25 protein-coding genes are annotated in these 26,584 nt (G+C 69.5%); 11 read left to right on the forward strand and 14 right to left on the reverse strand.

The window, feature by feature from the left end; all coding sequences use genetic code 11:
• Positions 1–184 precede the first annotated feature (184 nt).
• Positions 185–547: an META domain-containing protein gene (locus ACF1AJ_RS17925; RefSeq protein WP_391508584.1), complete on the forward strand. Its 363-nt coding sequence runs from the start codon at positions 185–187 to the stop codon at positions 545–547.
• 87 nt (positions 548–634) lie between these two features.
• Entirely contained in the window at positions 635–1,117 is a 483-nt protein-coding gene (locus tag ACF1AJ_RS17930) for a hypothetical protein (RefSeq protein WP_391508585.1), read from the forward strand.
• A 46-nt stretch (positions 1,118–1,163) separates the two neighbouring features.
• Here ACF1AJ_RS17930 and ACF1AJ_RS17935 read toward each other — a convergent pair whose 3' ends face one another.
• Positions 1,164–1,646 (reverse strand): DUF805 domain-containing protein, encoded by a 483-nt coding sequence (locus ACF1AJ_RS17935; protein WP_020076882.1) that lies wholly within the window; start codon positions 1,644–1,646, stop codon positions 1,164–1,166.
• Positions 1,647–1,861: 215 nt separating this feature from the next.
• On the opposite strand from ACF1AJ_RS17935, the gene ACF1AJ_RS17940 reads away from it, so the two are divergent.
• From ACF1AJ_RS17940 to ACF1AJ_RS17960, 5 genes are read left to right on the forward strand one after another with little or no spacing between them, the layout of a single operon-like run.
• Positions 1,862–2,254, forward strand: a complete 393-nt coding sequence (locus ACF1AJ_RS17940; RefSeq protein WP_391508586.1) for a hypothetical protein — start codon at positions 1,862–1,864, stop codon at positions 2,252–2,254.
• Positions 2,255–2,310: 56 nt separating this feature from the next.
• The gene (locus ACF1AJ_RS17945) at positions 2,311–2,691 is read left to right on the forward strand and encodes a hypothetical protein (RefSeq protein ID WP_391508587.1); all 381 of its coding nucleotides are present in this window, start codon (positions 2,311–2,313) and stop codon (positions 2,689–2,691) included.
• The gene (locus tag ACF1AJ_RS17950) at positions 2,688–3,878 is read left to right on the forward strand and encodes a DUF6792 domain-containing protein (RefSeq protein ID WP_391508588.1); all 1,191 of its coding nucleotides are present in this window, start codon (positions 2,688–2,690) and stop codon (positions 3,876–3,878) included. The genes ACF1AJ_RS17945 and ACF1AJ_RS17950 overlap by 4 nt, the downstream gene beginning before the upstream one ends.
• Before the next feature lie 34 nt (positions 3,879–3,912).
• Complete coding sequence (locus ACF1AJ_RS17955) at positions 3,913–4,254, forward strand: hypothetical protein (protein WP_018192042.1); 342 nt, start codon at positions 3,913–3,915, stop codon at positions 4,252–4,254.
• Complete coding sequence (locus tag ACF1AJ_RS17960) at positions 4,251–4,595, forward strand: hypothetical protein (protein ID WP_391508589.1); 345 nt, start codon at positions 4,251–4,253, stop codon at positions 4,593–4,595. The genes ACF1AJ_RS17955 and ACF1AJ_RS17960 overlap by 4 nt, the downstream gene beginning before the upstream one ends.
• A 17-nt stretch (positions 4,596–4,612) precedes the next feature.
• Here the strand turns inward: ACF1AJ_RS17960 and ACF1AJ_RS17965 are convergent, their stop codons facing one another.
• Entirely contained in the window at positions 4,613–5,488 is an 876-nt protein-coding gene (locus ACF1AJ_RS17965; protein ID WP_391508590.1) for a LysR family transcriptional regulator, read from the reverse strand.
• 165 nt (positions 5,489–5,653) lie between these two features.
• On the opposite strand from ACF1AJ_RS17965, the gene ACF1AJ_RS17970 reads away from it, so the two are divergent.
• Positions 5,654–10,417: an ExeM/NucH family extracellular endonuclease gene (locus ACF1AJ_RS17970; RefSeq protein WP_391508591.1), complete on the forward strand. Its 4,764-nt coding sequence runs from the start codon at positions 5,654–5,656 to the stop codon at positions 10,415–10,417.
• 63 nt (positions 10,418–10,480) lie between these two features.
• Here the strand turns inward: ACF1AJ_RS17970 and ACF1AJ_RS17975 are convergent, their stop codons facing one another.
• From ACF1AJ_RS17975 to ACF1AJ_RS17990, 4 genes are read right to left on the reverse strand one after another with little or no spacing between them, the layout of a single operon-like run.
• Positions 10,481–10,804 carry a CHY zinc finger protein gene (locus ACF1AJ_RS17975; protein WP_391508592.1) on the reverse strand — a complete coding sequence of 108 codons (324 nt, stop codon included), beginning with the start codon at positions 10,802–10,804 and terminating at the stop codon, positions 10,481–10,483.
• Positions 10,801–11,412 carry an energy-coupling factor transporter transmembrane component T gene (locus tag ACF1AJ_RS17980; RefSeq protein ID WP_391508593.1) on the reverse strand — a complete coding sequence of 204 codons (612 nt, stop codon included), beginning with the start codon at positions 11,410–11,412 and terminating at the stop codon, positions 10,801–10,803. Before ACF1AJ_RS17980 ends, ACF1AJ_RS17975 begins: the two co-directional genes overlap by 4 nt.
• Complete coding sequence (locus ACF1AJ_RS17985) at positions 11,406–12,134, reverse strand: energy-coupling factor ABC transporter ATP-binding protein (protein WP_391508595.1); 729 nt, start codon at positions 12,132–12,134, stop codon at positions 11,406–11,408. Before ACF1AJ_RS17985 ends, ACF1AJ_RS17980 begins: the two co-directional genes overlap by 7 nt.
• Positions 12,131–12,775: a biotin transporter BioY gene (locus ACF1AJ_RS17990; RefSeq protein WP_391508596.1), complete on the reverse strand. Its 645-nt coding sequence runs from the start codon at positions 12,773–12,775 to the stop codon at positions 12,131–12,133. The genes ACF1AJ_RS17985 and ACF1AJ_RS17990 overlap by 4 nt, the downstream gene beginning before the upstream one ends.
• 56 nt (positions 12,776–12,831) lie before the next feature.
• Here ACF1AJ_RS17990 and ACF1AJ_RS17995 point away from each other — a divergent pair, with 56 nt between their 5' ends.
• A complete protein-coding gene (locus ACF1AJ_RS17995) occupies positions 12,832–13,452 on the forward strand; it encodes a TetR/AcrR family transcriptional regulator C-terminal domain-containing protein (RefSeq protein ID WP_391508597.1) in 621 nt (206 codons plus the stop codon).
• Here ACF1AJ_RS17995 and ACF1AJ_RS18000 read toward each other — a convergent pair.
• On the reverse strand, positions 13,433–13,858 hold the full coding sequence (locus ACF1AJ_RS18000; RefSeq protein WP_309853627.1) for a DUF3566 domain-containing protein: 426 nt from the start codon (positions 13,856–13,858) through the stop codon (positions 13,433–13,435). The two genes, ACF1AJ_RS17995 and ACF1AJ_RS18000, sit on opposite strands and share 20 nt — an antisense overlap.
• A gap of 228 nt (positions 13,859–14,086) precedes the next feature.
• Positions 14,087–14,716, reverse strand: a complete 630-nt coding sequence (locus ACF1AJ_RS18005; RefSeq protein ID WP_391508598.1) for a ScbR family autoregulator-binding transcription factor — start codon at positions 14,714–14,716, stop codon at positions 14,087–14,089.
• 130 nt (positions 14,717–14,846) lie between these two features.
• Between ACF1AJ_RS18005 and poxB the strand changes: the two genes are divergently transcribed.
• Positions 14,847–16,580 (forward strand): ubiquinone-dependent pyruvate dehydrogenase, encoded by a 1,734-nt coding sequence (poxB, locus tag ACF1AJ_RS18010; RefSeq protein ID WP_391508599.1) that lies wholly within the window; start codon positions 14,847–14,849, stop codon positions 16,578–16,580.
• Between the two features lie 25 nt (positions 16,581–16,605).
• On the opposite strand, the gene ACF1AJ_RS18015 is transcribed toward poxB, so the two are convergent.
• The 3 genes from ACF1AJ_RS18015 to ACF1AJ_RS18025 all read right to left on the reverse strand — a co-directional run bounded on the left by ACF1AJ_RS18015 (position 16,606) and on the right by ACF1AJ_RS18025 (position 19,559).
• Positions 16,606–18,351, reverse strand: coding sequence for an LCP family protein (locus ACF1AJ_RS18015; RefSeq protein ID WP_391508600.1), 1,746 nt, complete (start codon positions 18,349–18,351; stop codon positions 16,606–16,608).
• 130 nt (positions 18,352–18,481) lie between these two features.
• Positions 18,482–18,988, reverse strand: coding sequence for a MarR family winged helix-turn-helix transcriptional regulator (locus ACF1AJ_RS18020; protein WP_391508601.1), 507 nt, complete (start codon positions 18,986–18,988; stop codon positions 18,482–18,484).
• 25 nt (positions 18,989–19,013) lie between these two features.
• Positions 19,014–19,559 (reverse strand): hypothetical protein, encoded by a 546-nt coding sequence (locus ACF1AJ_RS18025; protein WP_354476833.1) that lies wholly within the window; start codon positions 19,557–19,559, stop codon positions 19,014–19,016.
• 80 nt (positions 19,560–19,639) lie between these two features.
• On the opposite strand from ACF1AJ_RS18025, the gene ACF1AJ_RS18030 reads away from it, so the two are divergent.
• Positions 19,640–20,230: an NADPH-dependent FMN reductase gene (locus ACF1AJ_RS18030; RefSeq protein WP_391508602.1), complete on the forward strand. Its 591-nt coding sequence runs from the start codon at positions 19,640–19,642 to the stop codon at positions 20,228–20,230.
• A gap of 60 nt (positions 20,231–20,290) precedes the next feature.
• Here ACF1AJ_RS18030 and ACF1AJ_RS18035 read toward each other — a convergent pair whose 3' ends face one another.
• From ACF1AJ_RS18035 to ACF1AJ_RS18045, 3 genes are all read right to left on the reverse strand, one after another.
• Complete coding sequence (locus ACF1AJ_RS18035) at positions 20,291–21,067, reverse strand: DNA-formamidopyrimidine glycosylase family protein (protein ID WP_391508603.1); 777 nt, start codon at positions 21,065–21,067, stop codon at positions 20,291–20,293.
• A 27-nt stretch (positions 21,068–21,094) separates the two neighbouring features.
• Complete coding sequence (locus ACF1AJ_RS18040) at positions 21,095–25,849, reverse strand: DEAD/DEAH box helicase (protein ID WP_391508604.1); 4,755 nt, start codon at positions 25,847–25,849, stop codon at positions 21,095–21,097.
• A gap of 63 nt (positions 25,850–25,912) precedes the next feature.
• Positions 25,913–26,563: a dienelactone hydrolase family protein gene (locus tag ACF1AJ_RS18045; protein ID WP_309853582.1), complete on the reverse strand. Its 651-nt coding sequence runs from the start codon at positions 26,561–26,563 to the stop codon at positions 25,913–25,915.
• Between the last annotated feature and the right edge of the window lie 21 nt (positions 26,564–26,584).

A 26,584-nucleotide genomic window follows, 5' to 3' on the forward strand; every position in this document is an offset into this window, starting at 1 on the left:
TTTCTCCTCCGATTCCGTCTCGCGGGCGGCGTGAAGGAAAAGGAGGCGCACGTGTCGTGGCGCGCCGCCCAGAGCGGGAAACGGAGGAGGGTGCGACCCCGCGACGTGCGGAAGTCCTCCATGCCCACGCGGACCGCTCCACTGTCTATTCGGCCTGTCGGCTCTGCGCGTATCCTCCGGGGCCATGAACAGGACACGCTCGGCCGCGCTCACGGCCATCCTCGCCCTCGGTCTCGCCCTCACGGCGTGCACCCCGCAAGGAGGCGGCGTCCCGGGGAAGTGGGGGAGCACCGACCCCGGGGAACCGAATCTCATCATCAACGCGAACGGCTCGTACTCGGGCTCCGACGGCTGCAACACCATGAAGGGGACCGGCACGATCTCGGGCAACACGATCGATCTCGGCACCGTCGCCATGACGCAGAAGGTCTGCAACGGAGTGGATACGTGGATGTCGACGGCCGCGAGTGGGAAGGTCGACGGCAACGTGATGACGGTCTACGACTCGTCCGGCTCGCGCATCGGCACGATCGACCGCGACGACTGACCGCCGTCCCGGGCGCTCCTGGCGCTCCCGGAATGGCCGCTCCCCGCGTAGCGTTCGGTGAAGTGGATGCGTCAGAAGGAGCGGACGATGACCGACACGGAGAAGGCGGCGACCGAGGCTGGGGAGTTCTACGCGGGCGTGGCCGCCGAGTTCCTGCAGCACTACGCCCGGGGGCCGCGGTTCGTCGCGGTGACCGGGGTGCCGGCCGCCGATGAGGGCCGCGTGGCCGACGCCTTCGCGGCCGCGCTGCGCGACGCGGGCCAGGAGGTCGAGCGCGCCGGCGCCGACCCGTCGGCCGGGGCGGATGAGTTCCGCGAGGGCGTCGTGGCCCCGTTCCGCGCGCGCGACGGGGTGCTGGTCGTCGACGGTCGCGGTCTGCTGAACCCGGAGTTTCGCGGGTTCTGGAACTTCTCGCTGTGGGTCGAGCACGACCCGGAGCGGAGCCCGGACTGGTCGTTCGTGACCACCGGGCAGAAGGATCCGCTCGGCGCGCCGCGCGAGGTGGCATCCGTCCTGCTGGACGACACCGACCCCGAGCGGCCGCGCCGGCTGTGGGCCGACTCCTGCTGAGCACTCCTGCTGGACGAGCGTTGCAGCTGAGCCGGCCCTGCCTCCGCTAGGCGCGGGGGCGGTCGAAGCGCGCGCCCTCGGGCTTCGAGGGCAGGATCGTCAGGACGAGCACGGTGATGCCGCCGACGATCGGGACGAAACCGAGGAAGAAGAACGGACCGGCCAGGTCGGCGTCGTGCAGCCGACGCCAGATGAGGGCCAGGTGGGGGACGATCGTCCCGAGCGACCACACCGCGATCAGCAGCCCGGGGATCCAGAACAGCGGGCCGGGCGTCGAGGTGCCGTCGTCGTTCACGGTCGCACCCGCGAAGCCGAGGCCGAGGGCCAGCACTTCGAGCACGATGGCGACGATGACCGAGAACAGGATCCACCACCAGTACTCGCTGCGGCTGGCGCGTCCGGTGAAGTCCGCGTACTTCGTGAAGAAGCGCTTGATGGCCTGTCCGATCGTCGCCCCGTAGAGCGGCGCCCAGAGCGGGGTCTCGCCGGTCGGAGCGGCGGAGGTGGTCGGGTACTGCGGAGACGTCACGAGGAGTCCTTTCCAAGACACGTGTTGTGTGAGGTGGAGCGGGCATAGTCAAGCGCATGCGAGCGCGCTGTGCGTCTCGTGTGACGCGGCGTGTCCGCTGGTGACGGGAGTCCGTCGGCGCCGACCGCTATGGCCGCAATCGGCGCCGCAGAGTGCGGATGAGCTAGCATCGCCGAAAGCCGTGGCATTGGTACGCGGAATGCTTGCATATGAGGATGGTTTCCATGAAGCGTGGGCGTGAGGTTGTGGCCCGTGTGGCCGTCATCGCCGCACTCATCGCCGCCCTCAGCGGGTGTTCGTTGATCGGAGACGCCCTGAAGCAGAAGACGACACCGGCGGAGAACCGGGAGTATCAGCGCATCACAGCGCAGAACCAACACAGCCGGTGGCCGAATATGGACGAGATCACCTTCACGCAGGAAGGCAGTATCGACGGTTCCGGCACCTGGGCAGCCAACGCGATCGTGACCATCGACGGTAAGGACTACGACCGAATCATCGGCCCATACTCCGGGATCGGTGACGACATACCGGTTCCTTCCCCGGGGTTCGTGGGCGGCCCGCTGACCGTGCACTACAGCGATGGGACATCGGAGGTGATCCGATGACGAGGGCCGAAGATGCGGAACCCATCGCTCACGTTGGGAACGGAGTAGTTCGTCGCATGAGTGGGGCCACCGTCGCGGTGGTCGTCGTGATTCTTGCCGCACTGCTCGCCGGGCTCACCTCATGTTCATTGATCGGAGACGCCCTGAAGCAGAAGACGACACCGGCCGAAAACGTCGGGTACCAGCGGATGCTGGCGAAGAAGTTCAAGGTGAACTGGCCGGCCGTGGAGGTCATCGAATATACGAGGGAAGGCGGCATTGACGGTTCGGGCGAGTGGTCGACCAATGCGGTCGTCACCATCGCGGGCAAGACGTACCAAGAGATCTTCGGGGTCAGCGTTGTCGGAGGCGATCCACTACCCGATCCGGACGCTTCGCCTGCTACCGAATCGGTGACAGTGCGATATAGCGACGGCACGTCCGAGGTTATGAAATGACCACGCCCGAGGATTACGAGTCCATAGCGAACTGGGTGTACAAGGTCGACCCACTGGTGCAGCGACCGCCGGGCCGCGCTGGACAGACCTTTTATACCGACAGTGACTCGTCCAAACAACAGTGGAAGGTCATCGTCGTCTCCGCCAATGTGAACGACGGGTTCCAGGGCATGGCCGTCGTCCCGATCGTGAATGGTGTCGAGGACTATTCGCAGGTCTCCATCGCTTTCGCGGGGACGAACTTCGACGATCCGCATGACATCGCCGCGGACGCCGGTGTGATGCTGGCGACTCAGACCGCTCAGGCGGAGGATGCGAATGCGTTCGCCGCAAAGGTGAAAGAGCTCGTGCAGACGGACCATCCGGAGGCGACGTTCGCGACCGTCGGACATTCCCTGGGCGGCTTTCTCGCCCTGCTGGTCGCAGCCGAGAATCGCTGGCCCGCGACGTCGTTCAACGGCCCGGATCCGTGGCGGGTCTTGACGCCGAAGACGAAGGACTGGCTGACGTCGCAGAACGCAGCGGGAACGAACCCGTTGAAGAACTACGTCAACCGTTTCGATACGGTCGGGAACGCGCTCGGGAACCTGACCGGTGCCGGCATCTTCGTCTACGACGAACCCGACGGCTTCCTTCTCGGTTATCACAACATCGGGAAGGACGACAAAGGTGAGCCGCAGGCCTTTCGCTTCGGACGCACGGGCGAGATCATCGGCGCGGGATGCACGGCGGTCGACTTCGGCGTGATCCTCTACAACCTGGATCAGACCGCTGCGGCCCAGGCCGTGTGGAAGATGCAGAAGGACTCCCCGTATCCCAAGGTGCTCGTGGCGATGGAGCCGGCGCTGGCGCTTGCGAAGAAGATCGGCGGGCTCACGGAGCATCTGAAGGCGATCAAGAACGCCAACGGCAGCGTCGAGTCCGAAATGGAGGATGCCCTGCGCGACGCCAAGAACCTCTACGTATCGCTTCATCCGACGATGAGCATCACGGACATCGAGAACAGCGTGGCCGTCAATCGGCTGGCTGTCCACGACAATCTCGACCGAGACGCGATCGGAGCCGTGGATTCGCTCGTGAATCGTCAGATCAGGATGGTCACGGCGCTGGAGGACGGTATCCACAATGCGATCGTCAACACGCTGGCGCAGGACGTCCACGCTGCGGCGGCGTTCACATCCCCATAGCCGATGTCGCTACTACCTCAGGAAGGACGGCAGCGTGACTGACCATCGCCCCGGCGATCGTAATCCGATCGCCGACATCCTCTCCCAGAACGCGGGGCCGGATGCCACGCGCAGCGCGCTGGACGCTGAGATCCGCCGCGCTCGGGTCGACCTCCTCGATTCCGTGTTCCCGCCCGACGTCGCCCGGCGCTACGCGAGGATCAGAGCCGAACAACTCGCGGCTGTAGCTGAGGCTGCCAGGCACATCTCCTCGGCGCTGGCCGAGGGCGTCGACGGTGACGTCCTCTCGGGAGCCGTCGCTCAGAAGGTGAAGGATGGCATCGCCGAGATCGCTGGGCAGAAAGACTATGCGCGGGGAATCGAGAGCATCACATGACGGGTTATGGCTCGCTCTCTGACCTCGAAGCCGACCAGGACAGAACGGCGTTCGCCGCGCGACGCCGGATCGACGAGGCGGACGAGCACCTCGGCTTCTATCGCTCGCAGATCACGACGTTGCTGGAAGCGTTCTACGCCGTCGCGGAGCGCCAGGGCGTCACCGACCACCCAGACTTCCGGTCCCGATTCCACGGCGTGGTCCAAGACACTGACGAGAGTTTTCGCGCTGGCCTGCAGGTCGTCTCCGAACTGGAGGAGGACTTCCACCGGATGAGTGCCCGGCACCTCGATGAGCGTGAGGAATTCTTCGCCCGGCGCCAGGACCCCACAGCTCGCTGAGCCCAGGCCGAAGGGACTCACCCGAGCGAGTCGAGCTCCTCGCGGACGAAGCGCGCGAACTGCGCCGCGGCCGCCGACTGCGATCGGGTGCGGTTGCGGGCCAGGCCGATGATGCGCGTCGCCTCGTCCCGCAGCGGCACCGCCACGATCCCCGGCTCGGCCGGGGTGTCCGGGATGAGGGCGGCACCGACGCCGTCGCGCACCAGTCCGCGCAGGGTCGAGAGTTCTGTGACCTCGATGACGGGGTTCATCACGACACCGTGCGCGGCGAAGTAGGCGTCCGCGATGTGGCGGAGACCGGAGCCGGTGCGCAGGGCCACCAGGTCGTAGGGCTCGAGGTCCGGAACGTTGACGGCCGTCGCCCCGGCGAGGGGATGCCCCTCCGGCACGCCGAGAACCAGCCGTTCGGCGGTCAACGGTTCCCATTCGATCTCCGGGTCGCGCGGGTCGGGGCTGAGGAACGCGACATCGGCGGCGCCGTCGCGCAGCGCATCCAGCACCGTGTCGGCGGTGCCGCCGCTCAGCACGAAGCGGATGTCGGGGAACAGCCCTCGGTACTCGCTGATGACCTTCGGGATGAGCCAGCCGCCGAATGACGAGACGTAAGCGACCGAAACGGTGCCGCCCGACGGATCGCGGAGCGCCTCGATGCGCGCTCGCGCGTTCTCGAGCTCCGATTCGGCTCGCACCGCGTGCGCGAGCAGGATCTCGCCGTACTGGTTGAGCTCCAGATGGCCGCGGCGGCGGTCGAACAGCTCCACGCCCATCTCCTGCTCGAGCCGTGCGAGCGAGCGTGTGAGGGTCGACTGGGACACCCCGAGGGTCTCGGCGGCGAGAGCCGGATGGCCCTCCGCGGCCAGCGCCCGGAAGTGGGCGATCTCGTCGATCCGCATGCCTCTCATCATGGCGTATCGGCGCGTTCCCCCGTGCGGTGCTCAAATGAGCGGTCTACCCCTGAACGAGTTTTCTGTACGTTCACACACGAGAAACAGTCCCGTTTCACGCCGTCCCTACGGTGGGCGCGGACTCATCCCACACCTCACCGACCGAGGAGAACAATGTCAACCAGATTCGGCAGGCTGGCGCGTGTCGCCGCCGCCGCGCTCGCGGGGGCCGGCCTCGCCGCCGGTTCGCTCGTCGCGACCCCGGCGTTCGCCAGCACCGACGGCACCGGTGTCGTCATCAACGAGGCGTATCTGTCCGGCGGGAGCGCCGGCGCCGCCTTCACGAACAAGTTCGTCGAGCTCTACAACCCAGGGGACAGCGCCGTCAGCCTGGCGGGATGGAGCATCCAGTACCGGCCGGCCACCGGCACGAGCGCATCCACCGGCGTCGTGCCGCTGACCGGCTCCATCGGCGCCAAGGGGTACTACCTCGTCGCCGGCGGGTCGAACGGCACCAACGGCCAGGCCTTGCCGACGCCGGATGTCGCGAGCGGCGCCCTCAACCCGAGCGGCACCACCGGCACCCTGGTCCTCGCCAAGACGGCTTCGGCGCTGACCCTCCCGACCGGCTCGGTGACCGGCAACGCGAACGTCGCCGACCTCCTCGGCTACGGCACCTCGAACACGTTCGAGAAGGCGAAGGCCACGGCCCCGTCGGGCAACACCGACGTCAAGTCGCTGGTCCGCACGAACTTCGCCGACACCGACGACAACAGCGCGGACTTCACCCTCAGCGCCACGATCACGCCGCAGAACGCCGCGAGCGCGCCCGGCGACCCGGGCGACCCCGGTGACCCGGGCACGCCCGGCGACGGCGCCACCGTCCCGATCGCGGAGATCCAGGGCACCGGCGACACCAGCCCGAAGGCGGGCACGACGGTCACCACCGTCGGTGTCGTGACGGCGCAGTACGCGACCGGCGGGTTCAACGGGTTCTACATCCAGACCCCCGGGACGGGCGGCGCGGTCGACCTCGCCACGCACACGGCCTCCGACGCCGTCTTCGTCTACGGCTCGTCCTTCGCCGGAACGGTCGCCGCGGGCGACTACGTGAAGGTCACGGGCGCCGTCAGCGAGTTCAACGGCCTCACGGAGATCACCGCGACCGGCGTGACGAAGCTCGACGCGTCGACGGTCACCGCACCGGTGCCCGCCGCGGTGGGCCTGCCCGGCACGGCCACCCAGCGGGAGAGCCTCGAGGGGATGCTTCTCGCGCCGCAGGGCGCGTTCACCGTCACCGACGTGTACGCCGCCAACCAGTACGGCGAGATCGGCCTCGCCGCCGGTGACAAGCCGCTGGTGCAGCCGACCGAGGCTGCGCGTCCGGGTTCGCCCGAGTACGCCGCGGTCGTCGCCGACAACGCGGCCCGCGCGGTCACGCTCGACGACGGCGCATCCACCAACTTCCTGAGCGCGGCCAACAAGTCGAAGCCCTTGCCGTACCTCTCGCTGAGCAACCCGGTCCGCGTCGGCGAGCCGGTCGCGTTCACGAAGCCGGTCGTGCTCGACTACCGCAACAACGCCTGGAAGTTCCAGCCGACCAGCGAGCTCACACCGGCGAACGCCGACGCGGTCCAGCCGGTCGCGTTCACGAACACCCGCACCGCCGCCCCCGAGAATGTCGGTGGCGACCTGCGGCTCGCGACGTTCAACGTGCTGAACTACTTCACCACGACGGGCGACCAGCTCAGCGGCTGCACGTTCTACACCGACCGCGACGGCAACCCCATCACGGTCAACAGCGGATGCGACGCCCGCGGCGCCGCCGACGCGACCAACCTGAAGCGCCAGCAGGACAAGATCGTCGCGGCGATCAACGGCCTGAGCGCCGACGTCGTGTCGCTCGAGGAGATCGAGAACTCGGCCCGCTTCGGCGAGAACCGCGACTCCGCCCTCGCCAGCCTGGTCACCGCCCTGAACGCCGCCGCCGGCTCCGAGGTCTGGGCGTACGTGAAGTCGCCCGCGACCCTCCCGGCGACGGAGGACGTCATCCGCACCGCGTTCATCTACAAGAAGGCGAACGCGGCCCCGGTCGGCGACTCGAAGATCCTCGACGACCCGGCGTTCTCGAACGCGCGGCAGCCGCTCGCCCAGGCCTTCAAGAAGGTCGGCGCGAAGGACTCCTCCGCGTTCCTCGCCATCGTGAACCACTTCAAGTCGAAGGGGTCCGGCACCGGTGAGGACGCCGACCAGGGAGACGGCCAGGGCGCATCCAACGCCTCCCGCGTCAAGCAGGCCAACGCTCTCGTCGCGTTCGCGAACGAGCGCAAGACCGCACTGAAGACCGACAAGGTGCTCCTCATCGGCGACTTCAACGCGTACCTGAAGGAGGACCCGATCAAGGTCCTCACCGACGCCGGCTACGTCGACCAGGTCAGCACCCGCACGGCGAAGGCGACCTACTCCTTCGGCGGAACGGTCGGCTCGCTCGACCACGTCCTCGCGTCGCCCGCGGCGAACACGGCCATCACCGGCGCGGATGTGTGGAACATCAACTCGGGCGAGTCCGTGGCGCTGGAGTACAGCCGCTACAACTACAACGTCACGAACTTCTACGCGGCCGACCCGTACCGGTCGAGCGACCACGACCCGATCGTCGTGGGCCTCGGCCTCGCGGCGAAGCCGGTCACGCTCAACCTGCTGAACATCAACGACTTCCACGGCAGGATCGACGCGAACACCGTGAAGTTCGCGGGAACGATCGAGAAGCTCAAGGCGGAGGCGGGCGAGGCGAACTCGCTTTTCCTCTCCGACGGCGACAACATCGGCGCGTCCCTGTTCGCCTCGGCGACGGCGGGTGACATCCCGACGATCGACGTGCTCAACACGCTGCAGCTGAAGACGAGCGCAGTCGGCAACCACGAGTTCGACAAGGGCTTCGCCGACCTGACCGGACGCGTGAAGGATGCGGCCGACTTCTCCTACCTCGGCGCGAACGTGTACGAGAAGGGCACGAAGACCCCGGCGCTCCCCGAGTACGCCACGTTCGACATCGACGGGCTGACCGTCGGCGTCATCGGAGCCGTGACGCAGGAGACCCCGACCCTCGTCTCGCCGGACGGCATCTCGTCGCTCGACTTCGGCGACCCGGTGGAGGCGGTCAACCGCGTCGCCGGCGAGCTGACGGACGGCGACCCTGCCAACGGCGAGGCCGACGTGCTGGTCGCGGAGTACCACGAGGGCGCCGGCTCCGGCACGCCGGAGGGTGCGACGCTCGAGCAGGAGGTCGCTGCCGGCGGTGCGTTCGCCGACATCGTCACCAAGACGAGCGCGAAGGTCGCGGCGATCTTCACCGGCCACACGCACAAGCAGTACGCGTGGGATGCTCCGGTTCCGGGAGTGGACGGCAAGACCCGCCCGATCCTGCAGACCGGCAGCTACGGCGAGAACATCGGACAGGTGAAGCTGACGGTGGACCCGGAGACCGAGACGGTCACCTCGTACACCGCCCGCAACGTCGCCCGCACCACAGACGCCGATGACGCCCTCGTCGCCGCCTACCCGCGGGTGGCGGCCGTCAAGACGATCGTCAACAAGGCGCTCGCCGACGCGGCCGTCATCGGCAACCAGAAGGTCGGCTCGGTGACGAAGGACATCACCACGGCTTACCTCAACGGAGCGCGCGACGACCGTTCGAGTGAGTCGACCCTGGGCAACCTGGTCGCCGACTCGCTGCTGTCCAGCCTCTCCTCGCAGGAGCTCGGCGGCGCCGAGATCGGCGTGGTCAACCCGGGCGGTCTGCGGGCGGAGCTCCTCTACGGCACCGACGGGACGGTCACCTACGCCCAGGCCAACGCGGTGCTGCCGTTCGTGAACAACCTGTGGACCACGTCCCTCACCGGGGCGCAGTTCAAGCAGGCGCTCGAGCAGCAGTGGCAGCGCAACGCCGACGGCACCGTTCCGAGCCGGCCGTTCCTCAACCTGGGACTGTCGAAGAACGTCAGCTACACGTTCGACGCCACCCGGCCCGAGGGCGACCGCATCACGAGCATCATCGTGAACGGTCAGCCGATCGACCCGGCGAAGTCGTACCGCATCGGGTCCTTCTCGTTCCTCCTGCAGGGCGGCGACAACTTCCGCGCCTTCGCTGCCGGGTCGAACACGAAGGACTCCGGACTGATCGACCGCGACGCGTGGATCAGCTACATCCAGAAGAACAGCCCGCTCTCGCCCAGCTTCGCCAAGCGTGGTGTCGGCGTCAGCGGCGTGCCGACCGGGACGCTGCAGCGCGGTCAGCAGGTCACCCTCCAGGTGTCCAAGCTGAACCTCACCTCGCTCGGCAGCCCGGCGAACACGAAGCTCGACCTCTCCTGGAACGGCTCGACCGCGATCGGCTCCGTGCCGGTGGATGCCGCGGGCAACGCGACCGTCACCTTCACCGTTCCGGCGGATGCGGCGGGTGCCAGCGCGCTGGTGCTGACCGCTCCCGACTCGGGCACGACGGTCCGCGTCCCGCTCACCGTGGCGGACGCCCCGACCGACCCGAAGCCGGGAACCGACCCGAAGGCGGCCAAGGAGTCGGCGCTCAAGAAGGCGCTCGAGGACAAGGTCACCGTCGACAAGGACATCTACCGCCCGGGTGACACCGTGCGCGTGACCGTCGGCAAGCAGCGCGCCGGCGAGTGGGTGTCCGTCTGGCTGTATTCGAAGCCGCAGAACCTGAGTGGTGGATGGGTCCAGGTCCCGGCGGACGGCGTGCTGACGCTCACGCTGCCGAAGGACGCGGACAACGGCCAGCACAAGCTGTCCGTGCAGGACGCGTCCAACAGTGTGATCGGCTGGACCACCCTCAAGGTCAAGGCCGACAAGCCGCACACGGGCATCCCGGTCCTCGACTGGCTGCTCGACCTGCTGGACCGCCTGTTCGGCTGGTTCTAGCAGCACCCTGGCGGATGCCGGGCACGCGAGAGCGTGCCCGGCATCCGCGCGTTGCGGGCGGCTTCAGCTCTCGAAGTAGAGGTGGGTGTGCAGCCGGCAGCCCGGGTTGAAGGCGGCGCCGCACTCCGGGCAGTCGTCGGTGGCGAGGTAGTCGGCGATGGTCAGCTCGTGACCGCAGACCCCGCACAGCACCGCGCGCTCGTCGCGGCGGTCGGCCGGCCACTGCCGGGCGGGGTGGTCGGCCGTCTCCGCGTGACACAGGTGGCACGGGTAATACTCGCCGCAGCACGCGAACCGGATCGCGATCACATCGAGCGGCGACCGGTAGTGGATGCAACGGGTCTGATCGTCGACGACGGGGCCCAGCACTCGGGGGCGGCCGCTCACCGCACGCCCCGTGCGGAGAGCGCCTCGCCGAGCTGGTCGGCGTGCTTGAGCGACAGGATGAGGAAGGGCACCGCGAAGAAGCGGAGCCCCGGCCGCGCTCCTCGGGCGCGTTGCGCCTCACGGACCTCGCCCGCGAGACGCCCGAGCACCGGCACCGTCGTCAGGGCAACGGTCAGCAGCACCGCGGCGCGCTCGGAGTCGAACCGCAGGCGGTCGAGCGGCCGCAGCCCGCGCTCGACGGCGTCGAGCAGGTCGCTGACGCGCGTGGTGAGCACCAGCAGGCCGGCCAACACGACGGCGGCGGTCACGCGTGCGGTGTTCGACACCGCCTGCTCCGGTCCGAGGAAGATCAGCTGCGCGCCGATGGTCACGACGATGAGCCAGCGGAGCGCCACGACCTGGCGGCCCAGCTCGCGCATCCCGAGCATCCCGTCGCGCAGCCCTGCTACCGCGTAAGCGACGATCGCAGCGCCGGCGGCGACCGCGGCCGCCCACCACGTGGAGGGGAGCAGCGAAACGGCGAGCACGACCGCGAGAAGCAGGAGCAGCTTCGGCCCGGCGCAAAGGCGGTGCAGGAGGCCGTCCCCCGGCCGGTAGAGGCTCAGCACGCCAGCGCCGCCTCGTACTCGGCGATGACCTCCGCCGGACGACCGACCGCCTCGACCTGGCCACCCGCGAAGAGCACGGCGGTCTCGCAGCGTTCGGCGAGGGCGAGATCGTGCGTGACGAGCACCAGCCGGTGCCCGCCGTCGGAGAGCAGATGATCGGACACCCGCCGGGCGTTGCGGGCGTCGAGGTACGTCGTCGGCTCGTCGGCCACCACGAGCTCGGGCTCCCGGACGAACGCGCCGGCGAGGGCGAGGAGCTGCTTCTGCCCGCCGGAGAGGTCGTGCGACGACCGCTCGCGCAGTGCGGAGAGCCCGAACCGCTCGAGTGCCGCATCCACTCGACGTCGCAGCTCCTCGCGGCGGAGGCGCTCGGGCCGCAGAGAGAACGCGACATCCTCGGCGACGGTGGGCATCACGATCTGCGCGTCGGGGTTGCTGAACACGACGGCGACCCGGCGCCGGAGCTCGGCCGCCTGCCGCACGGGATCGAGGCCCAGGATGCGCGTGACACCCGCTGTGGGCGCGACGAGCCCGGCCAGCAGGCGTGCGAAGGTCGACTTGCCGGAGCCGTTCTCGCCCACCACCGCGATGGTTCGGGCGTCGAGGGCGAGGCTCACGTCGCGGAGCGCGTCCACCTGTCCGAGGCGGACACCGACGCCGTCCAGCCCCAGGGCGGGGAAGGCGTCGGGGGCGGTGTGGGCCGCCGGGATGGCGTCGGTCACGGGACGCGGGACTCCGCGGGCACCGATGCGTTCGGGGCGACGTCGGGCTGGTCGCTCACCCAGCTGCGGCGGAATGCTCGGGGGTAGGCGCGCACCAACGTCGTGACGACCGCCGTCGCGATGACCGCCTTGGCCAGATCGCCGGGGACGAAGACGAGGCTCATGAGTGCCGTCGCGTCGAGCGGCAGACGGGTCACCAGGCTCTGCACCGGCACCCCGAACAGGTAGACGACGAGGATGCCGCCGACGATCATCCCGAGCAGCGTGCGCCACCAGACGGGCGCCCGGCGACCGGTGTGCACGATCAGGCCGATGACGAACGCGCCGGCGATCCAGCCGAACAGGTATCCGGCCGACGGTCCGACGAAGGCTCCGATACCGCCATGTCCGCCCGCGAGGAGCGGCAGCCCGACCGCGACGAGGGCAAGCAGGACGGCCATGCTCAGGGCGCCGAGCCACGGGCCGAGGATGGCACCCGCCAGCATGACGCCGAGAGTCTGAGCCGTGATCGGCACCGAGCCGAACACGGTGACCCCGGACGGCAGGCCGAGCACGGCGACGAGCGCGGCAAAGACGGCGACGCGGGCGAGATCGGTCGCGTCGAGGCGGCGGCGAGGGGCGACGGGAGTCGTGGGGGTCATGCGGACATCCTTACCTGAACGGTGTTCACCTGAACGATGTTCACTATAGTGAGAACATGGCAGGGAACGAAACCGGACGACGACACTCGCGCGACGACGTCGTGGAGGCGGCCCTGCGCATCCTCGACGACCTCGGTCTGCCGGATCTGACCATGCGGCGGCTCGCCGCATCCCTCGACGTGCAGCCCAGCGCGCTGTACTGGCACTTCCCGAACAAGCAGACGCTCCTCGCGGAGCTCGCCGATCGGATCGTCGCCACGCGGCCTTCCGTCGGCGCGGCCGTCGACGCGGCCGGAGAGGATGCCGACTGGGCCGATTCGGTGCGCGCGGAGGCCGCCGCCCTGCGAGATGCGCTCCTCGCTTACCGCGACGGCGCCGAGGTCGTCTCGAGCACCCTGGCTCTCGGCCTGGGCTCGCCCGAGGCCGTGGACCGCCTCACCCGCGCGGTCGCGCGAGGCGGCTTCGACGCCGAGACCTCCCGACGTGCCGCCACCGCGTTGCTGCACTTCGTGCTCGGCCACGTCTCGCACGAGCAGCAGCGCCTGCAGTACGACTCACTCGGCGTGCTGGCGGCCGGCGATAGCTCACCGCTCGACGAGGACGACCCTGCGGCCGCCTTCGTCTTCGGCGTCGACCTGCTGGTCGGCGGGCTGGAGCTCAGTCGCTCCCGAAGGTGACCTTCCAGCCGCCCACCACGTGGACGGCGAGGTTGAAGAGGGCGGCGAAGATAGCGCCGAGCGCGGACACCACGATCACTTCGAGCAGTGCGACGACGAGCGTGAACGTCATCACGTTCGGGAAGGTCAGACCGGCGACGAGATTGGCACCCTGCGCCCCCGCAATGTCCTCGAGGAAGTTGCTCGCGGCCGCAACCAGACCGAATCGTTCGAGCGCGCTCCAGATCAGGAGGCCGATGACGACGGTGATGGCCGCGACGATGATGCTGACGAGGAACGACATCTTCAGGGCCGACCAGAAGTCGATGTAGACGAGCCGCATCGTTGCGCGCTTCTTCTGCTTGCTGCCCCGAGACGACATGCTGCCCCTCCCCATGATGCTTCCGCCGTCTCCGGCGTTCCCCATCGGCCAAGTCTAGGGGACGGGTTCTCCCGGCCCGCGCCGAGCGTCGCCCGAGAGTCCATACCGATCGTCCGGTTCTGGCGTACAATTAGCATGCATTCCGGCGCGGCCGTAGCGGATTGGGGGCGCTGCGGCCGGGTCGGTACGGCTTGAGCGCGGAGTTGACGCAACACGCCGTCAACCGCTGCCGCCGGACGGCGTGTTGCGTCAACCCGATGAGTCTGCGCGGCGTCAGCGGATGAGAGCGGGGAGGCTGCGGAGTCGCTCGTATTCGGCGGGGGGCACGATGCCCGGCAGGAGCACCGTCCAGAGGTCGCGCACCCGCTCGAGCAGGTCCGTCCGCCCCGCGACCGTCTCTGACACCAGCTGGACTCCGGTGTAGGCGGGAACGACCACGGTCGCCAGCATCCCCGGGTCGAGATCCGGCCGGAGGTCGCCCTCCTCGGCGGCCTGGCGGAACAGCGCTTCCGTTGTGCGCAGCCAGTCCTCGTACGGCTCGGTCACCGGTGGATCGAACATCGACACATCCGTCGTGAGCCGGATGCCGGCCTGGACGACAGGATCCGTCAGCAGCTGGTGCGCGAGCACGGCGCTCAGCCGCACCATCGTCTCCAGTCCCGGGAGCCCCTGCTGGACCACCTCGGCCGCGGCGACCATGGTGCGCCGGTGCTGCTCGGTGATGACGGCACGGGCCAGTTCGTCCTTCGACGGGAAGTGGAAGTACAGCGCCCCCTTGGTCACGCCCGCCTCGGCGGCGATGTCGGCGATCGAGGCGAGGCCGTATCCTCGGCGGCCGAAGACCGCGGCGGCTCCGGAGACGATCGTCCCGCGCGTCACCTGCGCCCGCTCCTGCTTCACCATGATGCGCTCACGTTAACGCACAGTTGCTTTGAGGAGGATGCGACGATTCACCTGCGCGGCGTAGCGTTGCCTGTGCCGGGCCGCTCGCTGCGGGCCGGAAGCACCGCATCCGAGTCGAGGGGAGACCGCCGTGCCCACTGTCGCCGATACCGCCGTCGAGATTCTGAGGGATGCGGGCGTGACGCGCGTCTACGGCATTCCCGGGGACTCGCTCAACGGGTTCACCGACGCGATCCGGCGGAATGACGGCGTGACGTGGGAGCACGTGCGGCACGAGGAGGCGGCGGCTTTCGCAGCGTCCGCCGAGGCGGCGCTGACCGGCGAGCTCGCCGTCTGCGCCGGCAGCTGCGGGCCCGGCAACACGCACCTCATCAACGGGTTGTACGACGCCAACCGCAGCCGCGTCCCCGTGCTCGCGATCGCCGCGCAGATCCCGGGAGCCGAGATCGGCAGCGGGTACTTCCAGGAGACGCACCCGCAGGAGCTGTTCCGCGAGGCGAGCGTCTACACCGAGCTCGTCAGCCAGGCGGACCAGATGCCGCGCATCCTCGAGATCGCCATGCGCACCGCTGTGGAGCGCCGCGGCGTCGCGGTGATCGTCGTGCCGGGCGAGATCTTCCTCGCCGACAGTGCGGGCCGCCGCAAGTCGGCGCCGATCACCTTCTCGCCGCGCGTGACCCGGCCCACCGATCCCGAGCTCCAGGCCGCCGCCGACATCCTCAACGACGCGAAGCGGGTCACCATCCTCGCCGGCGCAGGGGCGGAGGGCGGGCACGATCAGCTGCTCGCCATCGCCCAGAAGCTGCAGGCGCCGATCGTCCACGCCATGCGCGGCAAGGAGTTCGTCGAGTACGACAACCCGTACGACGTCGGCATGACCGGCCTCCTCGGCTTCTCGTCCGGTTACCGCGCGATGGAGTCGTGCGACGCGCTGCTGATGCTCGGCACCGACTTCCCGTACCAGCAGTTCTTCCCATCGAAGGCGAAGATCGTGCAGGTCGACGTCCGCGGCGAGAACCTCGGCAGGCGGGTCCCGCTCGACCTGGGTCTCGTCGGAAGCGTGAAGGACACGGTGGATGCGCTGCTCCCGCTCCTGAAGGACCGCAAGGACCGCAAGCACCTCGACTCGTCGCTCAGTCACTACGCCAAGACGCGCAAGAGCCTCGACGACCTGGCGGTCAACGACCGCAACCGCACGCCCATCCACCCGCAGTACGTCGCGCGGCTGATCAGCGAGCTCGCGTCGGATGACGCCGTGTTCCTGCCGGACGTCGGCTCGCCGGTGGTCTGGGCCGCCCGCTACCTCCGGATGAACGGGCGCCGGCGACTGATCGGCTCGTTCACCCACGGCAGCATGGCGAACGCGCTGCCGCAGGCGATCGGCGCGCAGACCGCGTTCCCGGGGCGACAGGTGGTCGCGCTCGCCGGGGATGGCGGCCTCGCGATGCTCCTCGGCGAACTCCTCACCCTGCGGCAGAACAAGCTGCCGGTGAAGATCGTGGTCTTCAACAACTCCTCGCTCAACTTCGTCGAGGTCGAGATGAAGGCCGCCGGGTTCGTCAACTTCGGCACCAGCCTCGAGAACCCCGACTTCGCGCAGATCGCCCAGGCCGCGGGCCTGCATGGTCAGCGGGTGGAGAAGCCGGATGAGTTGGAGAGCGCGCTGCGGACGGCGTTCGCCCACGACGGCCCCGCCCTGGTGGATGTGGTGACCGCCCGGCAGGAGCTCAGCATCCCGCCGGCGATCACCGCGAAGCAGGTCAGCGGTTTCACGCTGTACGCCCTGCGGACGATCATGAACGGCCGAGGCGACGAGCTGATCGACCTGGCGGACACCAACGTCTTCCGTCGCCTGTTCGACTGATCGCCGTACCCGCCCGGCCCGGCGATCAGTTGATGCAGACGGTGTCGCTGTAGTTCGTCGCGGGCCCCGTCGGCGTGGGCGTCGCGGCCGGGGCAGGCGCGGTGCCACCACCCGCCGACGGAGCCGCCGGCATGATGCCGTCGTCGCCGAGGACGACCGTGACGGTGCTCACGGACGAGGTCTCCTGCACGCTCGCGCCCGGCAGGTAGGCGGCGACGGCCTTCGCCTGCGCCTCCTGTCCGGACGGGTACTGGATCACCGTCGTCGCGCGAGTGTCGGCGTCACCCGGAGTGCCCGTCTTGAAGCCGGCGGCCGCGAGGGTCTGGCTGGCGGTCGTCGCAGCGCCGTTCTGACTGCCGCCGTTCAGCACGGTCACCGAGGTGTCCGCCGGCTTCGCCGCCGTCGCCTTATCGTAGGCGCTCGGGGTGCCCATCAGGCTCTGGATGAACGCGGGCATCGCAGCGGTGTCGACCTCGACGATCGAGATGTCGTCGCCGTCGACCGTGATCGTCGGCGTGCCCGAGATCGGGATCGTCGCCGACTGGATCTTCCCGCCGGTCAGCCCCTGCAGCTGGGCGGCCAGCTGAAGGAAGTTCAGGCCGGGATCGGTCTCCAGCGAGCCGCTCACCGCATCCAGCACCTTCGTCAGCTTGCCCGGGTTCAGCAGCGTGCCGGCGGACAGGAACTTGTGCGCCTCGACCGACAGGAAGTACTGCTGCCGCACGACGCGGTCGAGGTCGCCGCGGGGGAGTCCGTGGCGCTGACGCACGAACGACAGCGCCTGCTTCGCGTCCAGCGTCGAGACGCCCGCCGGGAAGTTGGCGCCGGAGTACGGGTCGTCCACGGCGTTGTTCAGGCACACCTGCACCGGGCCGAGCGCCTGCGCGATCGTGTAGAAGCCGAGCAGCGAGACGCGCACATAGTGGTCGATGCTGAGGCCGGTGAGGTTCTGCACGGTCTGGATGAGCAGCTTCGCACCGCTCGCCGCATCCGTCGCGCCGCCGCCCAGCGAGAAGGCGGCGTTGAGCTTGTTCATTCCGTGGCCCGGCACCTCGACCCAGGAGTCGCGCGGCAGTGAGATCAGCGTCGCCGACTTCCCGTTCGCGGGGATGTGCAGGATCATCATCGTGTCCGTGTTGGTCCCGCCGCCGTCGTCGGTGGTGCTCAGCTGGTCGAGCTCCGCCTGCGAGGCTCCGTCGGGCCGATGATCGTCACCGACCAGCAGGATGTTCTGGTCCTGACCGTCGACATCGTTCGCGGGCTTGGAGATCACATCCACATGCTTGACGCCGCCGACGAACCGGAAGTAGCTGTAGGCGGCGTACCCGCCCACCACGACGAGGATCACCGCGAGGGCCGCGGCGGTCCAGCCGATGATGCGCTTCGTGCGGCGGCGCTTCCGCGGCGCTTTGTCACGGCGCCCGCCCGGGGGCGGAGTGGGGATGCCGCCGTCGTCGCCGCCGGTTCCGTCGCCGTTGCCGCCGCCTCCACTGCCGCCGTTGCCTCGGCCGTTGCCGCCGCGGCGTCCGGCGCCGTCACCGCCGAGGCCGGGCGCGTCGCCGCCCATCCCGAACGGGTCGAACGGTGCACCACTCGCGGCACCACCGCTCGCGGCACCGCCGCTCCCCGTCGGTACACCGGAGGCCGGACGCGTCGCGCGCACGGGGCGGCGCGGGTCGGCGGACGGCGCGCGTCCGAACACCTGGGTGGGCGGCAGCTGGTAGCTGCCGTCCGCACCGGGATCTGAGGCGGGGAAGTTCGGGCGTCGCACACCGAAACGCTAGGGGGCGTCGGCTTGGAACCGCCTGGTTTCGCGCGGTGTTCCCGAGGAATCACCAGCTTTTCCGCCCCAGCCTCCCAGCGGAGTCCCGGATGCGGCGGTCCGTCGTCTGCGAGAACGCTCAGTCGCCGCAGTCGGCGGGCGGCTCGCAGTCTTCGTCGTCGATCGCCGCGTTCATCGTGCGGGCGATGCCGAGCAGCTGCTCCTGCTGCTCGCGGCTGAGGGCGTCGAACAGGATGCGGCGGATGGTCGCCGAGTGCTTCGGCAGCGCGCGCACCACCACGCGCCGGCCCTCGCCGGTGAGGTGGATCCACATCGCGCGGCGGTCCTCCTCGCACTCCTGGCGCTCGACGAATCCGCGGGCGACCATGCGGGTCACCTGGTGCGAGACGCGACTCTTCTCCCAGCCCGTCGCATCCACCAGATCCCGGACCCGGAGCCGGCGCCCCGGCGAGTGGACGAGAGCCATCAGCACTTCGAGCTCGGAGATCGAGATGCCGTCGTCCTGCTGCAGCTGCGCATCCAACGTCCGGTCGAATCCGCGCCGCATCAGATGGAAGGAGCGGAACAGCTCCAGCTCGTCGTCCGTCAGCTTTCGCGGGTCGGGACGGGTGCGCACGATGGCCATACGCCATCCTGACACGCGCCGAGGGTCAGTGGGCGAGAGCCTCGAGGAAGACGACGAGCACGCCGAGCGCGACCACCACGACGAGCACCGCGAGCTGCCGCCAGCCGGAGAGTCCGGTGCGCGAGACGGCGATGCGCGTGATCACCGCGAGCGAGGCGATCAGCGCGACGATCGCGATGGTGAGGCCGGTGCGGTCCTCGATGACGTCGAACACCGCCAGCCCCACGGCGATGAGCGGCACCACCAGCACGCCGAGCGCGCGCGACGATACCGCCAGCATGTGCCGGAACTCTGCCACCGACGGGAGGGTGTTGTGCACGATCATGTGCGACACGAGGTCCGAGACGAGGCCGGCCAGCAGCACTCCGACGACGGAGATGACCAGCGTCCAGAGCACGGTGGGCGAGTCGAGCGCCTCTCCGTGCGAGTTCATCGCCATGAGGATCGCGAGGGCCGTGAAGGTGACGTAGATCCGCTCGCGCAGCCGGTCGCCCGCCTGGCGTCGTTCGTTCTCGGACGCATCCTCGGGCAGATGGATGTCGTCGTTGCGGTGTTCGCGCTGGTCGGACATGGGGCGAGCCTAGCCGGGAATGAATCACGAACGCGGCTGGTTCGCGTTGGATGACACGTCATCAAAAACGAAAGGCTGACATGACGAAGATCGCCATCATCATCGGAAGCACGCGTCCCGGGCGCAACGGCGAGGCCGTCGCCCGCTGGGTCTACGAGAACGCCGCGAAGCGCTCCGGCGTCGAGTACGAGCTCGTCGACCTGAAGGACTGGGACCTCCCGCACCTCGACGAGGCCATGCCCGCCGCCATGGGCCAGTACGCCGGTGAGCACACCAAGGCGTGGGCGGCGAAGATCGCCGAGTTCGACGGCTTCGTGTTCGTCACCCCCGAGTACAACCACAGCACCTCCGGCGCCCTCAAGAACGCGATCGACTACGTCGGGGCCGAGTGGTACAACAAGGCCGCCGGGTTCGTCAGCTACGGCGTCTTCGGTGGCGCTCGCGCCGTCGAGCACCTGCGTCTGGTGCTGTCGCAGCTCCAGGTCGCCACGGTCAGCGCGCACGTTGGCCTCAGCCTCGCTCACGACTTCGAGAACTGGCAGCTGAAGCCGACCGAGCAGCAGACCGCCGCTCTGACCCCGCTGTTCGACCAGCTCGAGGCCTGGTCCGCCGCGCTCGAGACCGTGCGCACGGGTGCCGCCGAGCAGGATGAGGACGAGGCCGCGGCCTGACGCTCTGCGGTTCCTTCTCCGGTTCTCCGGTTCTGCCCGGTTCGGCTTCTGCCCGGTCTGCTACGTCTGGCAGACCGGGCAGAAGTACGTGACCCGCTCTTCGAGTTCCGTCCGGCCCAGCGACGACGATTGGATGCGCGTGCCGCAGCGACGGCAGGGCTGGCCGCGGCGGCCGTAGACCCATGTATTGCGTCCGCGGCGGGTGTCGCCGGTGGTCACGCGGAGCGGACGGTCGCGGTTCGCCGTGATGAGCCGGTGACCGAGGTCGACGGCCGCGGGGATGTCGGCATCCCGAACCGGTCGGGTGGGAAGCATCCCGCGCAGGAAGCACAGTTCGTTTGCGTAGACGTTGCCGAGGCCGGCGAGGTTGCGCTGGTCGAGGAGCGCGACCGCCACCGGCACGTCCGGATGCGCGGTGACCCGGCGGACAGCCTCATCGGCGTCCCAGTCGGGGCCGAGGAGGTCGGGCCCGAGATGCCCGACCACGTCGTCCTCCCGGTCGCGGGGGAGAACCTCCAGCACACCGAGCTGGAACCCGACGGCCTGCGTGTCGGCCGTGCGGAGCACCGCCCGCGCCTGGTAGCCAGGGTGCCGCCAGCGGCCGTCGGGCGGGTACACCTCCCACGATCCCTCCATCTTGAGGTGACTGTGGATGGTGTGCTCGCCGACATGCATCAGCAGGTGCTTGCCGCGACTGATGACCTCGTCCATGCGTTCACCGGAGAGGTCGACGGTGGCGTACGCGGGGACGCGGAAATCGGTTCGGGTGAGGATCTTGCCTGCCAGGGCGCGGTGGAGGCGCTGAGCCGCCTGGTAGACGGTGTCGCCCTCAGGCATGCGCGGCTCCGGGGCGGGTGTCGTCGCTCATGACCGCAGCCGCAATCCACGCGGAGTGGCGAGGAAGCCCGCCTTGGACAGCGCATCGCCAACGGGCGTGCCGAGGATGAATCCGCCGTTGACGGTCTCCACGGCGAGCTTGTTGACGCGGCGCGACGTGACGAGCGCGGCGAGGGCGCGGGCCGCCGCGGCGAGTACGAGGCCCGACTCCACCGTCGGTTGATCGGCCCCGGTTGCGCCTTCGGAGCCGGCGGCATCGGCCACGAAGCAGAGCAGGCTCTTCCCTCCGCGCTCGACGTAGAGCGTCAGCTCGCCATCGACGAGCACGACCAGCGCTCCGGCCTTTCGCCCCGGGCGATGGCCCGTGCCGCTCTCGCTCGGCACCGCCGGCCACGGGAGCGCCGCGCCGTACGGGTTCGCGGGGTCGGTCGCGGCCAGCGCGACGGCCTCGTACGGGCGCTGCTGCGTGTGGTCGCGCGCGTACGACCGCAATCGGTCGACCGTCGCACCGTTGGCGAACTGCGCGCCGCCCAGCGTCTCGATGAAGTAGCCGCGGCGCGCCCGCCCGGTCTCCTCGAATCCGCTGAGCACCTTGTACGCGAGCGCGAAACCTCCGGGCGTCCCCTCGTTCATGACGGATCCGCGGGTGACGACGCCGTAGCGGTCGAGAAGCGTCTCGGCCTGGCCGTGCGCGCGCACGGTGGAGTCGAGGTCGCGCTCGGGCAGCAGTGACCATCGTCCGGCCACGGTCGGCGGCCCCATCCGCGTGACCATCGCGCTTCGCGTCGGTACGCGGCCGCGGTACATGCGCGCCCGTGTCGGCTGGCGCGGTCGCTTGTGCGCCCCGGAGCCGCCTGCCGTCAGGGTGCGCAACGGCGCGAGGGTGTCGTTCGTGATGCGCCCGGCCCACACCAGGTCCCACAGCGCCGTCACGAGTTCGGAGTCGTCGATCGCCGAGCCGCGCTCGGTGCCGAGCGTGTCGGACAGCTGACGGAAGAAGTAGCCGCCTCCGCGGCCGAGCGCATCCAGAATGCCGCGCTGCAGCTCATCCGGCTCGTGATCCGAGGGCGGCGCCAGCGTGAGCGGGGCCGAATCGGCGAGATGAAGGCTGATCCAACCGTCGTCGCCGGGCAGGCTGCCGTCGCCCGACCAGATCACCTCGCCCGTGGCCGTCAGCTCGTCGAGCATCGCGGGGCTGTAGTCGGCCACCCGGCTCGGAAGGACGAGCGACTCCCACGCCGACGCCGGGATGCGCGCGCCGGACAGCTGCTCGATCACCGAGGCGACCGCATCCACCCCGCGCAGCGTGGAGCCGACGTGCTGCCACTCGGGAAGGAATCGCCCGAAGGTGGCGGTGTCGACCGGCTCGACCTCGTGGCGCAGTGCCGCCAGAGACATGCGTCTCAGCCGTCGGAGGACTTCGGCGTCGCTCCACTCGCTGCCGTGTGCGTGCGGGCGGAACTCGCCCTCGACCACACGCCCGTCGCGCGCGAGCCGTCGGAGGGCGTCGTGGACGATCGCCGGGCCGAGACCGAGCCGGCTCGCGATGTCGACCGTCTCGAACGGCCCGTGCGTGCGCGCGAAGCGGCTCACCAGGTCGCCGAGCGGGTCGTCGACGGGTTCGATGAAGGCCACCGGGACGCCGATCGGGAGCGGGACTCCCAGGGCGTCGCGGAGGCGACTGGCGTCTTCGATCGCGGCGAAGCGCTCCACTCCCGCGATGGTGACCGCGAGCGCCCGGTGCGTATCGACCAGGGTCGCAAGATGTCCGGTGGCGGTCTCCCGGTCTGCGTGCGGTGCCGTGAGCTCTGGCGCGCCGGGTTCGCCGCCCTCGTCGGGTCGGCCGCCCTCGTCGGGTCGGCCGGCCTCGTCGGACTCCGCCGAACGGGCGGAGGTAGCCCTCTCCCCTTCGGCTTCGAGACGCTCGGCCACCTCCTCCACCGACAGCGGACCCAGCAGTCGCAACAGGTCGGCGACGCCCTCGACCCCACGCACGCGGCGTTCGGGTGCGAGCCGCTGCAGTTGCAGCTCGACGCGCTCGATGACCGTCGGATCGAGCAGTTCGCGGAGTTCCGCCCGGCCGAGCAGTTCGGCGAGCAGTCCGGCATCGAGGGAGAGCGCCGCAGCCCGACGCTCCGCCAAGGGGCTGTCGCCCTCGTACATGAACGCAGCGACATATCCGAAGAGCAGCGACCGCGCGAAGGGAGAGGCGGTCTCGGTCGACGCCTCGACCAGCCGAATGCTGCGCTGCTCGATCTGCTTCGCGACATCCGTCAGCGCAGTGAGATCGTAGACATCCTGCAGCACCTCGCGGATGGTCTCGAGGATGATCGGGAAGCTCGGGTACTTGCGCGCCACATCCAGCAGCTGCGCCGCCTTCTGCCGCTGCTGCCACAACGGCGAGCGTTTGCCCGGGTTGTACTTGGGCAGCAGAAGTGCGCGGGCAGCGGACTCACGGAAGCGCGAGGCGAACAGGGCCGAACCGCCGACCTCCGCCGTCACCAGTTCATCCAGCTCCTGCGGTTCGAACACGAAGAGTTCGCCACCGGGCGGCTGCGCCTCGGTGTCGGGGATGCGGACGACGATGCCGTCGTCGGCCGCCATCGCCCCCGCGTCGACCCCGTACCGCTCGCGCACCCGGGCCTGCACCGCGAGCGCCCACGGCGAATGCACCTGCATGCCGAACGGGGAATGCAGCACCACCCGCCAGTCGCCGAGCTCATCGCGGAAGCGCTCGACGACGAGCGTCTTGTCGGTCGGGACGTGGCCGGTCGCCTCCTTTTGCTCGCGCAGGAACGACAGCAGGTTGTTCGTCGCCCACGCGTCGAGGCCGGCTTCGACGCAGCGCAGTTCTGCATCCGCCGGTGCGGCCGTGCTCAGCTCGCGCATGAACGCGCCGACCGCGCGGCCGAGCTCGGCGGGACGCCCGATCCCGTCACCCTTCCAGAACGGCAGCCGGCCGGGTTCGCCGAACGCGGGCGTGACGAGGACGCGGTCGTGCGTGATCTCCTGGATGCGCCAGCTCGTCGAGCCGAGCGCGAACACGTCGCCGACCCGCGACTCGTAGACCATCTCCTCGTCGAGCTCGCCGACCCGGCTGGCCTTCTCGCCCACCATGTAGACGCCGAACATGCCGCGGTCGGGGATGGTCCCCCCGCTCGTCACGGCCAGACGCTGCGCGCCCGGGCGTCCGGTGATGGCACCGGTGTCGCGGTCCCAGACGATGCGGGGCCGGAGCTCGGCGAACTCGTCCGACGGATAGCGACCGGCCAGGAGGTCGAGCGTCGCGTCGTAAGCGCTGCGGGGCAGCGTCGAGAACGGCGCGCTCCGCCTCACCGTGTCGAACCAGTCGTCGGCGTCGATGGATTCGAGGGCCGCCGCGGCGACCGTCTGCTGGGCGAGGATGTCGAGCGGGTTCGCCGGGACGGAGAGCGACTCGATCAACCCGGCGGTCATCCGCTCCGTGGCGACCGCCGAGTGGATGAGGTCGGCGCGGTGCTTCGGGAAGACGACGCCGCGCGAGATCTCGCCGACCTGGTGTCCGGCCCGGCCGACGCGCTGGAGCCCGCTCGCGACAGAGGGCGGAGCCTCCACCTGGACGACCAGGTCGACGGCTCCCATGTCGATGCCGAGTTCGAGGCTCGACGTGGCGACCACGCAGCGGAGGCGACCGGACTTGAGATCGTCTTCGATGAGCGCCCGCTGCTCCTTGCTGACCGAGCCGTGGTGGGCGCGTGCCAGCACGAGCGCTTCCGCATCGGCGACGGTCTGCGACCCGCGGGTCTGGCCCGAGCCCCCCATCAGTTCCGCAGGCGCGCGACTCGGCGCCTCGCCGGCCGTTCCGCCGAGGATCCTCTCCTCGTAGATCTCGTTCAGCCGGGCCGTCAGACGTTCGGCGAGCCGCCGCGAGTTGGTGAAGACGATGGTGGAGCGGTTCTCGAGCACGCGGTCGACGATCGCCTCTTCGACGTGCGGCCAGATCGAACCGGCCTGGGGCGGAGAGCCGTCTCCCGGATTCTCGCTGGCGTACGTGGAGGTGCCGAGCTCGCTCATGTCCTCGACGGGGACCACCACGCGCAGATCGAAGCGCTTTCCGGCCGGCGGCGCGACGACCTCCACGGGTGCGCTTCCCGCGAGGAACCGCGCGACTTCCTCCGGCGGTCGGACGGTCGCCGACAGCCCGATGCGCTGTGCCGGCCGCTCTAGCAGTTGGTCGAGCCGCTCGAGCGACAGTGCTAGGTGCGCTCCGCGCTTGGTCGACGCCACGGCGTGCACCTCGTCGACGATCACCGTCTCGACCGAGGTCAGCGTTTCACGCGCCTGCGAGGTGAGCATCAGGAACAGCGACTCGGGAGTCGTGATGAGGATGTCGGGCGGATTGCTCAGCAGCGCCCGCCGGTCCGAGGCCGGTGTGTCGCCCGAACGCACCCCGACGCTGACGTGCGGTGGCTCGGCTCCCAGTCGCTTGGCCGTCTGCGTCACGCCGACGAGGGGAGCACGCAGATTGCGCTCCACATCCACGCCCAGAGCCTTCAGCGGCGAGATGTACAGGACCCGCGTACCGGGCTTCGCGTCGGCGGGACGCGGGTCGTTCGCGAGTCGGTCGATCGCCCAGAGGAAGGAGGCGAGAGTCTTGCCCGACCCGGTCGGTGCGATGACCAGTGCGTGCTTGCCGTGCGAGATGGCCTCCCACGCGCCCTCCTGCGCGGCCGTGGGCGCGGCGAACGCCCCCCGGAACCACTCCCGGGTCGCGGGGGAGAATCGATCCAGCACATCGGCCATCCCTCCATCCTGCACCCGGCCACCGACACTGTCAGGGGCTCCCGCAAGACCTGTGGATAACGCTCAGCGAGGCAGATTCGTGCGGATGAAGGATGAGATGTCGCCGAGTTCGAGCGGCGAGATGGCGTGTCCCATCCCCTCGTAGATGCGGGCGTCGAGGGCGGAGTGCTCCGGAAGCCAGTCCGACGTCCGGTCGAGGGACGCAGTCGGGATGGCGTCGTCCAGCGTTCCGCGGCCCCAGAAGACGGGAACCTGCGCTTCGGCGAGCTCCGCGTCCCGCGGCTGATCGCCCTTCACGACGAAGCCGGAGAGCTGGACGGCGTAGTCGAAACGCTCCGGGGCGAGGCGCAGCAGCTGGAGCGCCATCGCGCCGCCCTGCGAGAAGCCGAGGAGTCCCGTTGGCACGCGCGGCTGCTCATCCAGCCAGTCGAGCACGGCGCGTGCGGCGGCATCGGCGTTGCCGGCGAGCGGATCGCCCGGCACGTTCGTGAAGCGCGAGAACCAGGCGAAGCCGGCGCCCTCGGGGATGGGCGCGCGCAGCGACGCGATCACCGGCTCCAGCGGAAGGTAGGCTGCGATGCCGAACAGGTCGGCTTCGTCGGAGGCGTAGCCGTGAAGGAGCACCAGCAGCGGTCGACCGGCGCGGTCGCGCTCCGAGGCGGACCAGAGGACGGCGTCGCGGTCGATGCGCAGGTCGGGAGCGGGAAACGGCACCCTCCATTGTGTGCTGGGAAC

This window comes from Leifsonia sp. NPDC014704, assembly GCF_043083605.1.
Classification (GTDB): Bacteria; Actinomycetota; Actinomycetes; order Actinomycetales; family Microbacteriaceae; genus Leifsonia.

Excerpts from the sequence above, each read along its gene's own strand:
- ACF1AJ_RS17925 (WP_391508584.1), top strand. The coding sequence starts at position 185 with ATGAACAGGACACGCTCGGCCGCGCTCACGGCCATCCTCGCCCTCGGT.
- ACF1AJ_RS17930 (WP_391508585.1), top strand. The coding sequence starts at position 635 with ATGACCGACACGGAGAAGGCGGCGACCGAGGCTGGGGAGTTCTACGCG.
- ACF1AJ_RS18025 (WP_354476833.1), bottom strand. The coding sequence starts at position 19,559 with ATGTCCGACCAGCGCGAACACCGCAACGACGACATCCATCTGCCCGAG.
- ACF1AJ_RS18020 (WP_391508601.1), bottom strand. The coding sequence starts at position 18,988 with ATGGCCATCGTGCGCACCCGTCCCGACCCGCGAAAGCTGACGGACGAC.
- ACF1AJ_RS17945 (WP_391508587.1), top strand. The coding sequence starts at position 2,311 with ATGAGTGGGGCCACCGTCGCGGTGGTCGTCGTGATTCTTGCCGCACTG.
- ACF1AJ_RS17965 (WP_391508590.1), bottom strand. The coding sequence starts at position 5,488 with ATGCGGATCGACGAGATCGCCCACTTCCGGGCGCTGGCCGCGGAGGGC.
- ACF1AJ_RS17960 (WP_391508589.1), top strand. The coding sequence starts at position 4,251 with ATGACGGGTTATGGCTCGCTCTCTGACCTCGAAGCCGACCAGGACAGA.
- ACF1AJ_RS17990 (WP_391508596.1), bottom strand. The coding sequence starts at position 12,775 with ATGACCCCCACGACTCCCGTCGCCCCTCGCCGCCGCCTCGACGCGACC.
- ACF1AJ_RS17995 (WP_391508597.1), top strand. The coding sequence starts at position 12,832 with ATGGCAGGGAACGAAACCGGACGACGACACTCGCGCGACGACGTCGTG.
- ACF1AJ_RS17950 (WP_391508588.1), top strand. The coding sequence starts at position 2,688 with ATGACCACGCCCGAGGATTACGAGTCCATAGCGAACTGGGTGTACAAG.
- ACF1AJ_RS18030 (WP_391508602.1), top strand. The coding sequence starts at position 19,640 with ATGACGAAGATCGCCATCATCATCGGAAGCACGCGTCCCGGGCGCAAC.
- ACF1AJ_RS18035 (WP_391508603.1), bottom strand. The coding sequence starts at position 21,067 with ATGCCTGAGGGCGACACCGTCTACCAGGCGGCTCAGCGCCTCCACCGC.
- ACF1AJ_RS17970 (WP_391508591.1), top strand. The coding sequence starts at position 5,654 with ATGTCAACCAGATTCGGCAGGCTGGCGCGTGTCGCCGCCGCCGCGCTC.
- ACF1AJ_RS18000 (WP_309853627.1), bottom strand. The coding sequence starts at position 13,858 with ATGGGGAACGCCGGAGACGGCGGAAGCATCATGGGGAGGGGCAGCATG.
- ACF1AJ_RS18040 (WP_391508604.1), bottom strand. The coding sequence starts at position 25,849 with ATGGCCGATGTGCTGGATCGATTCTCCCCCGCGACCCGGGAGTGGTTC.
- ACF1AJ_RS18005 (WP_391508598.1), bottom strand. The coding sequence starts at position 14,716 with ATGGTGAAGCAGGAGCGGGCGCAGGTGACGCGCGGGACGATCGTCTCC.
- ACF1AJ_RS17940 (WP_391508586.1), top strand. The coding sequence starts at position 1,862 with ATGGTTTCCATGAAGCGTGGGCGTGAGGTTGTGGCCCGTGTGGCCGTC.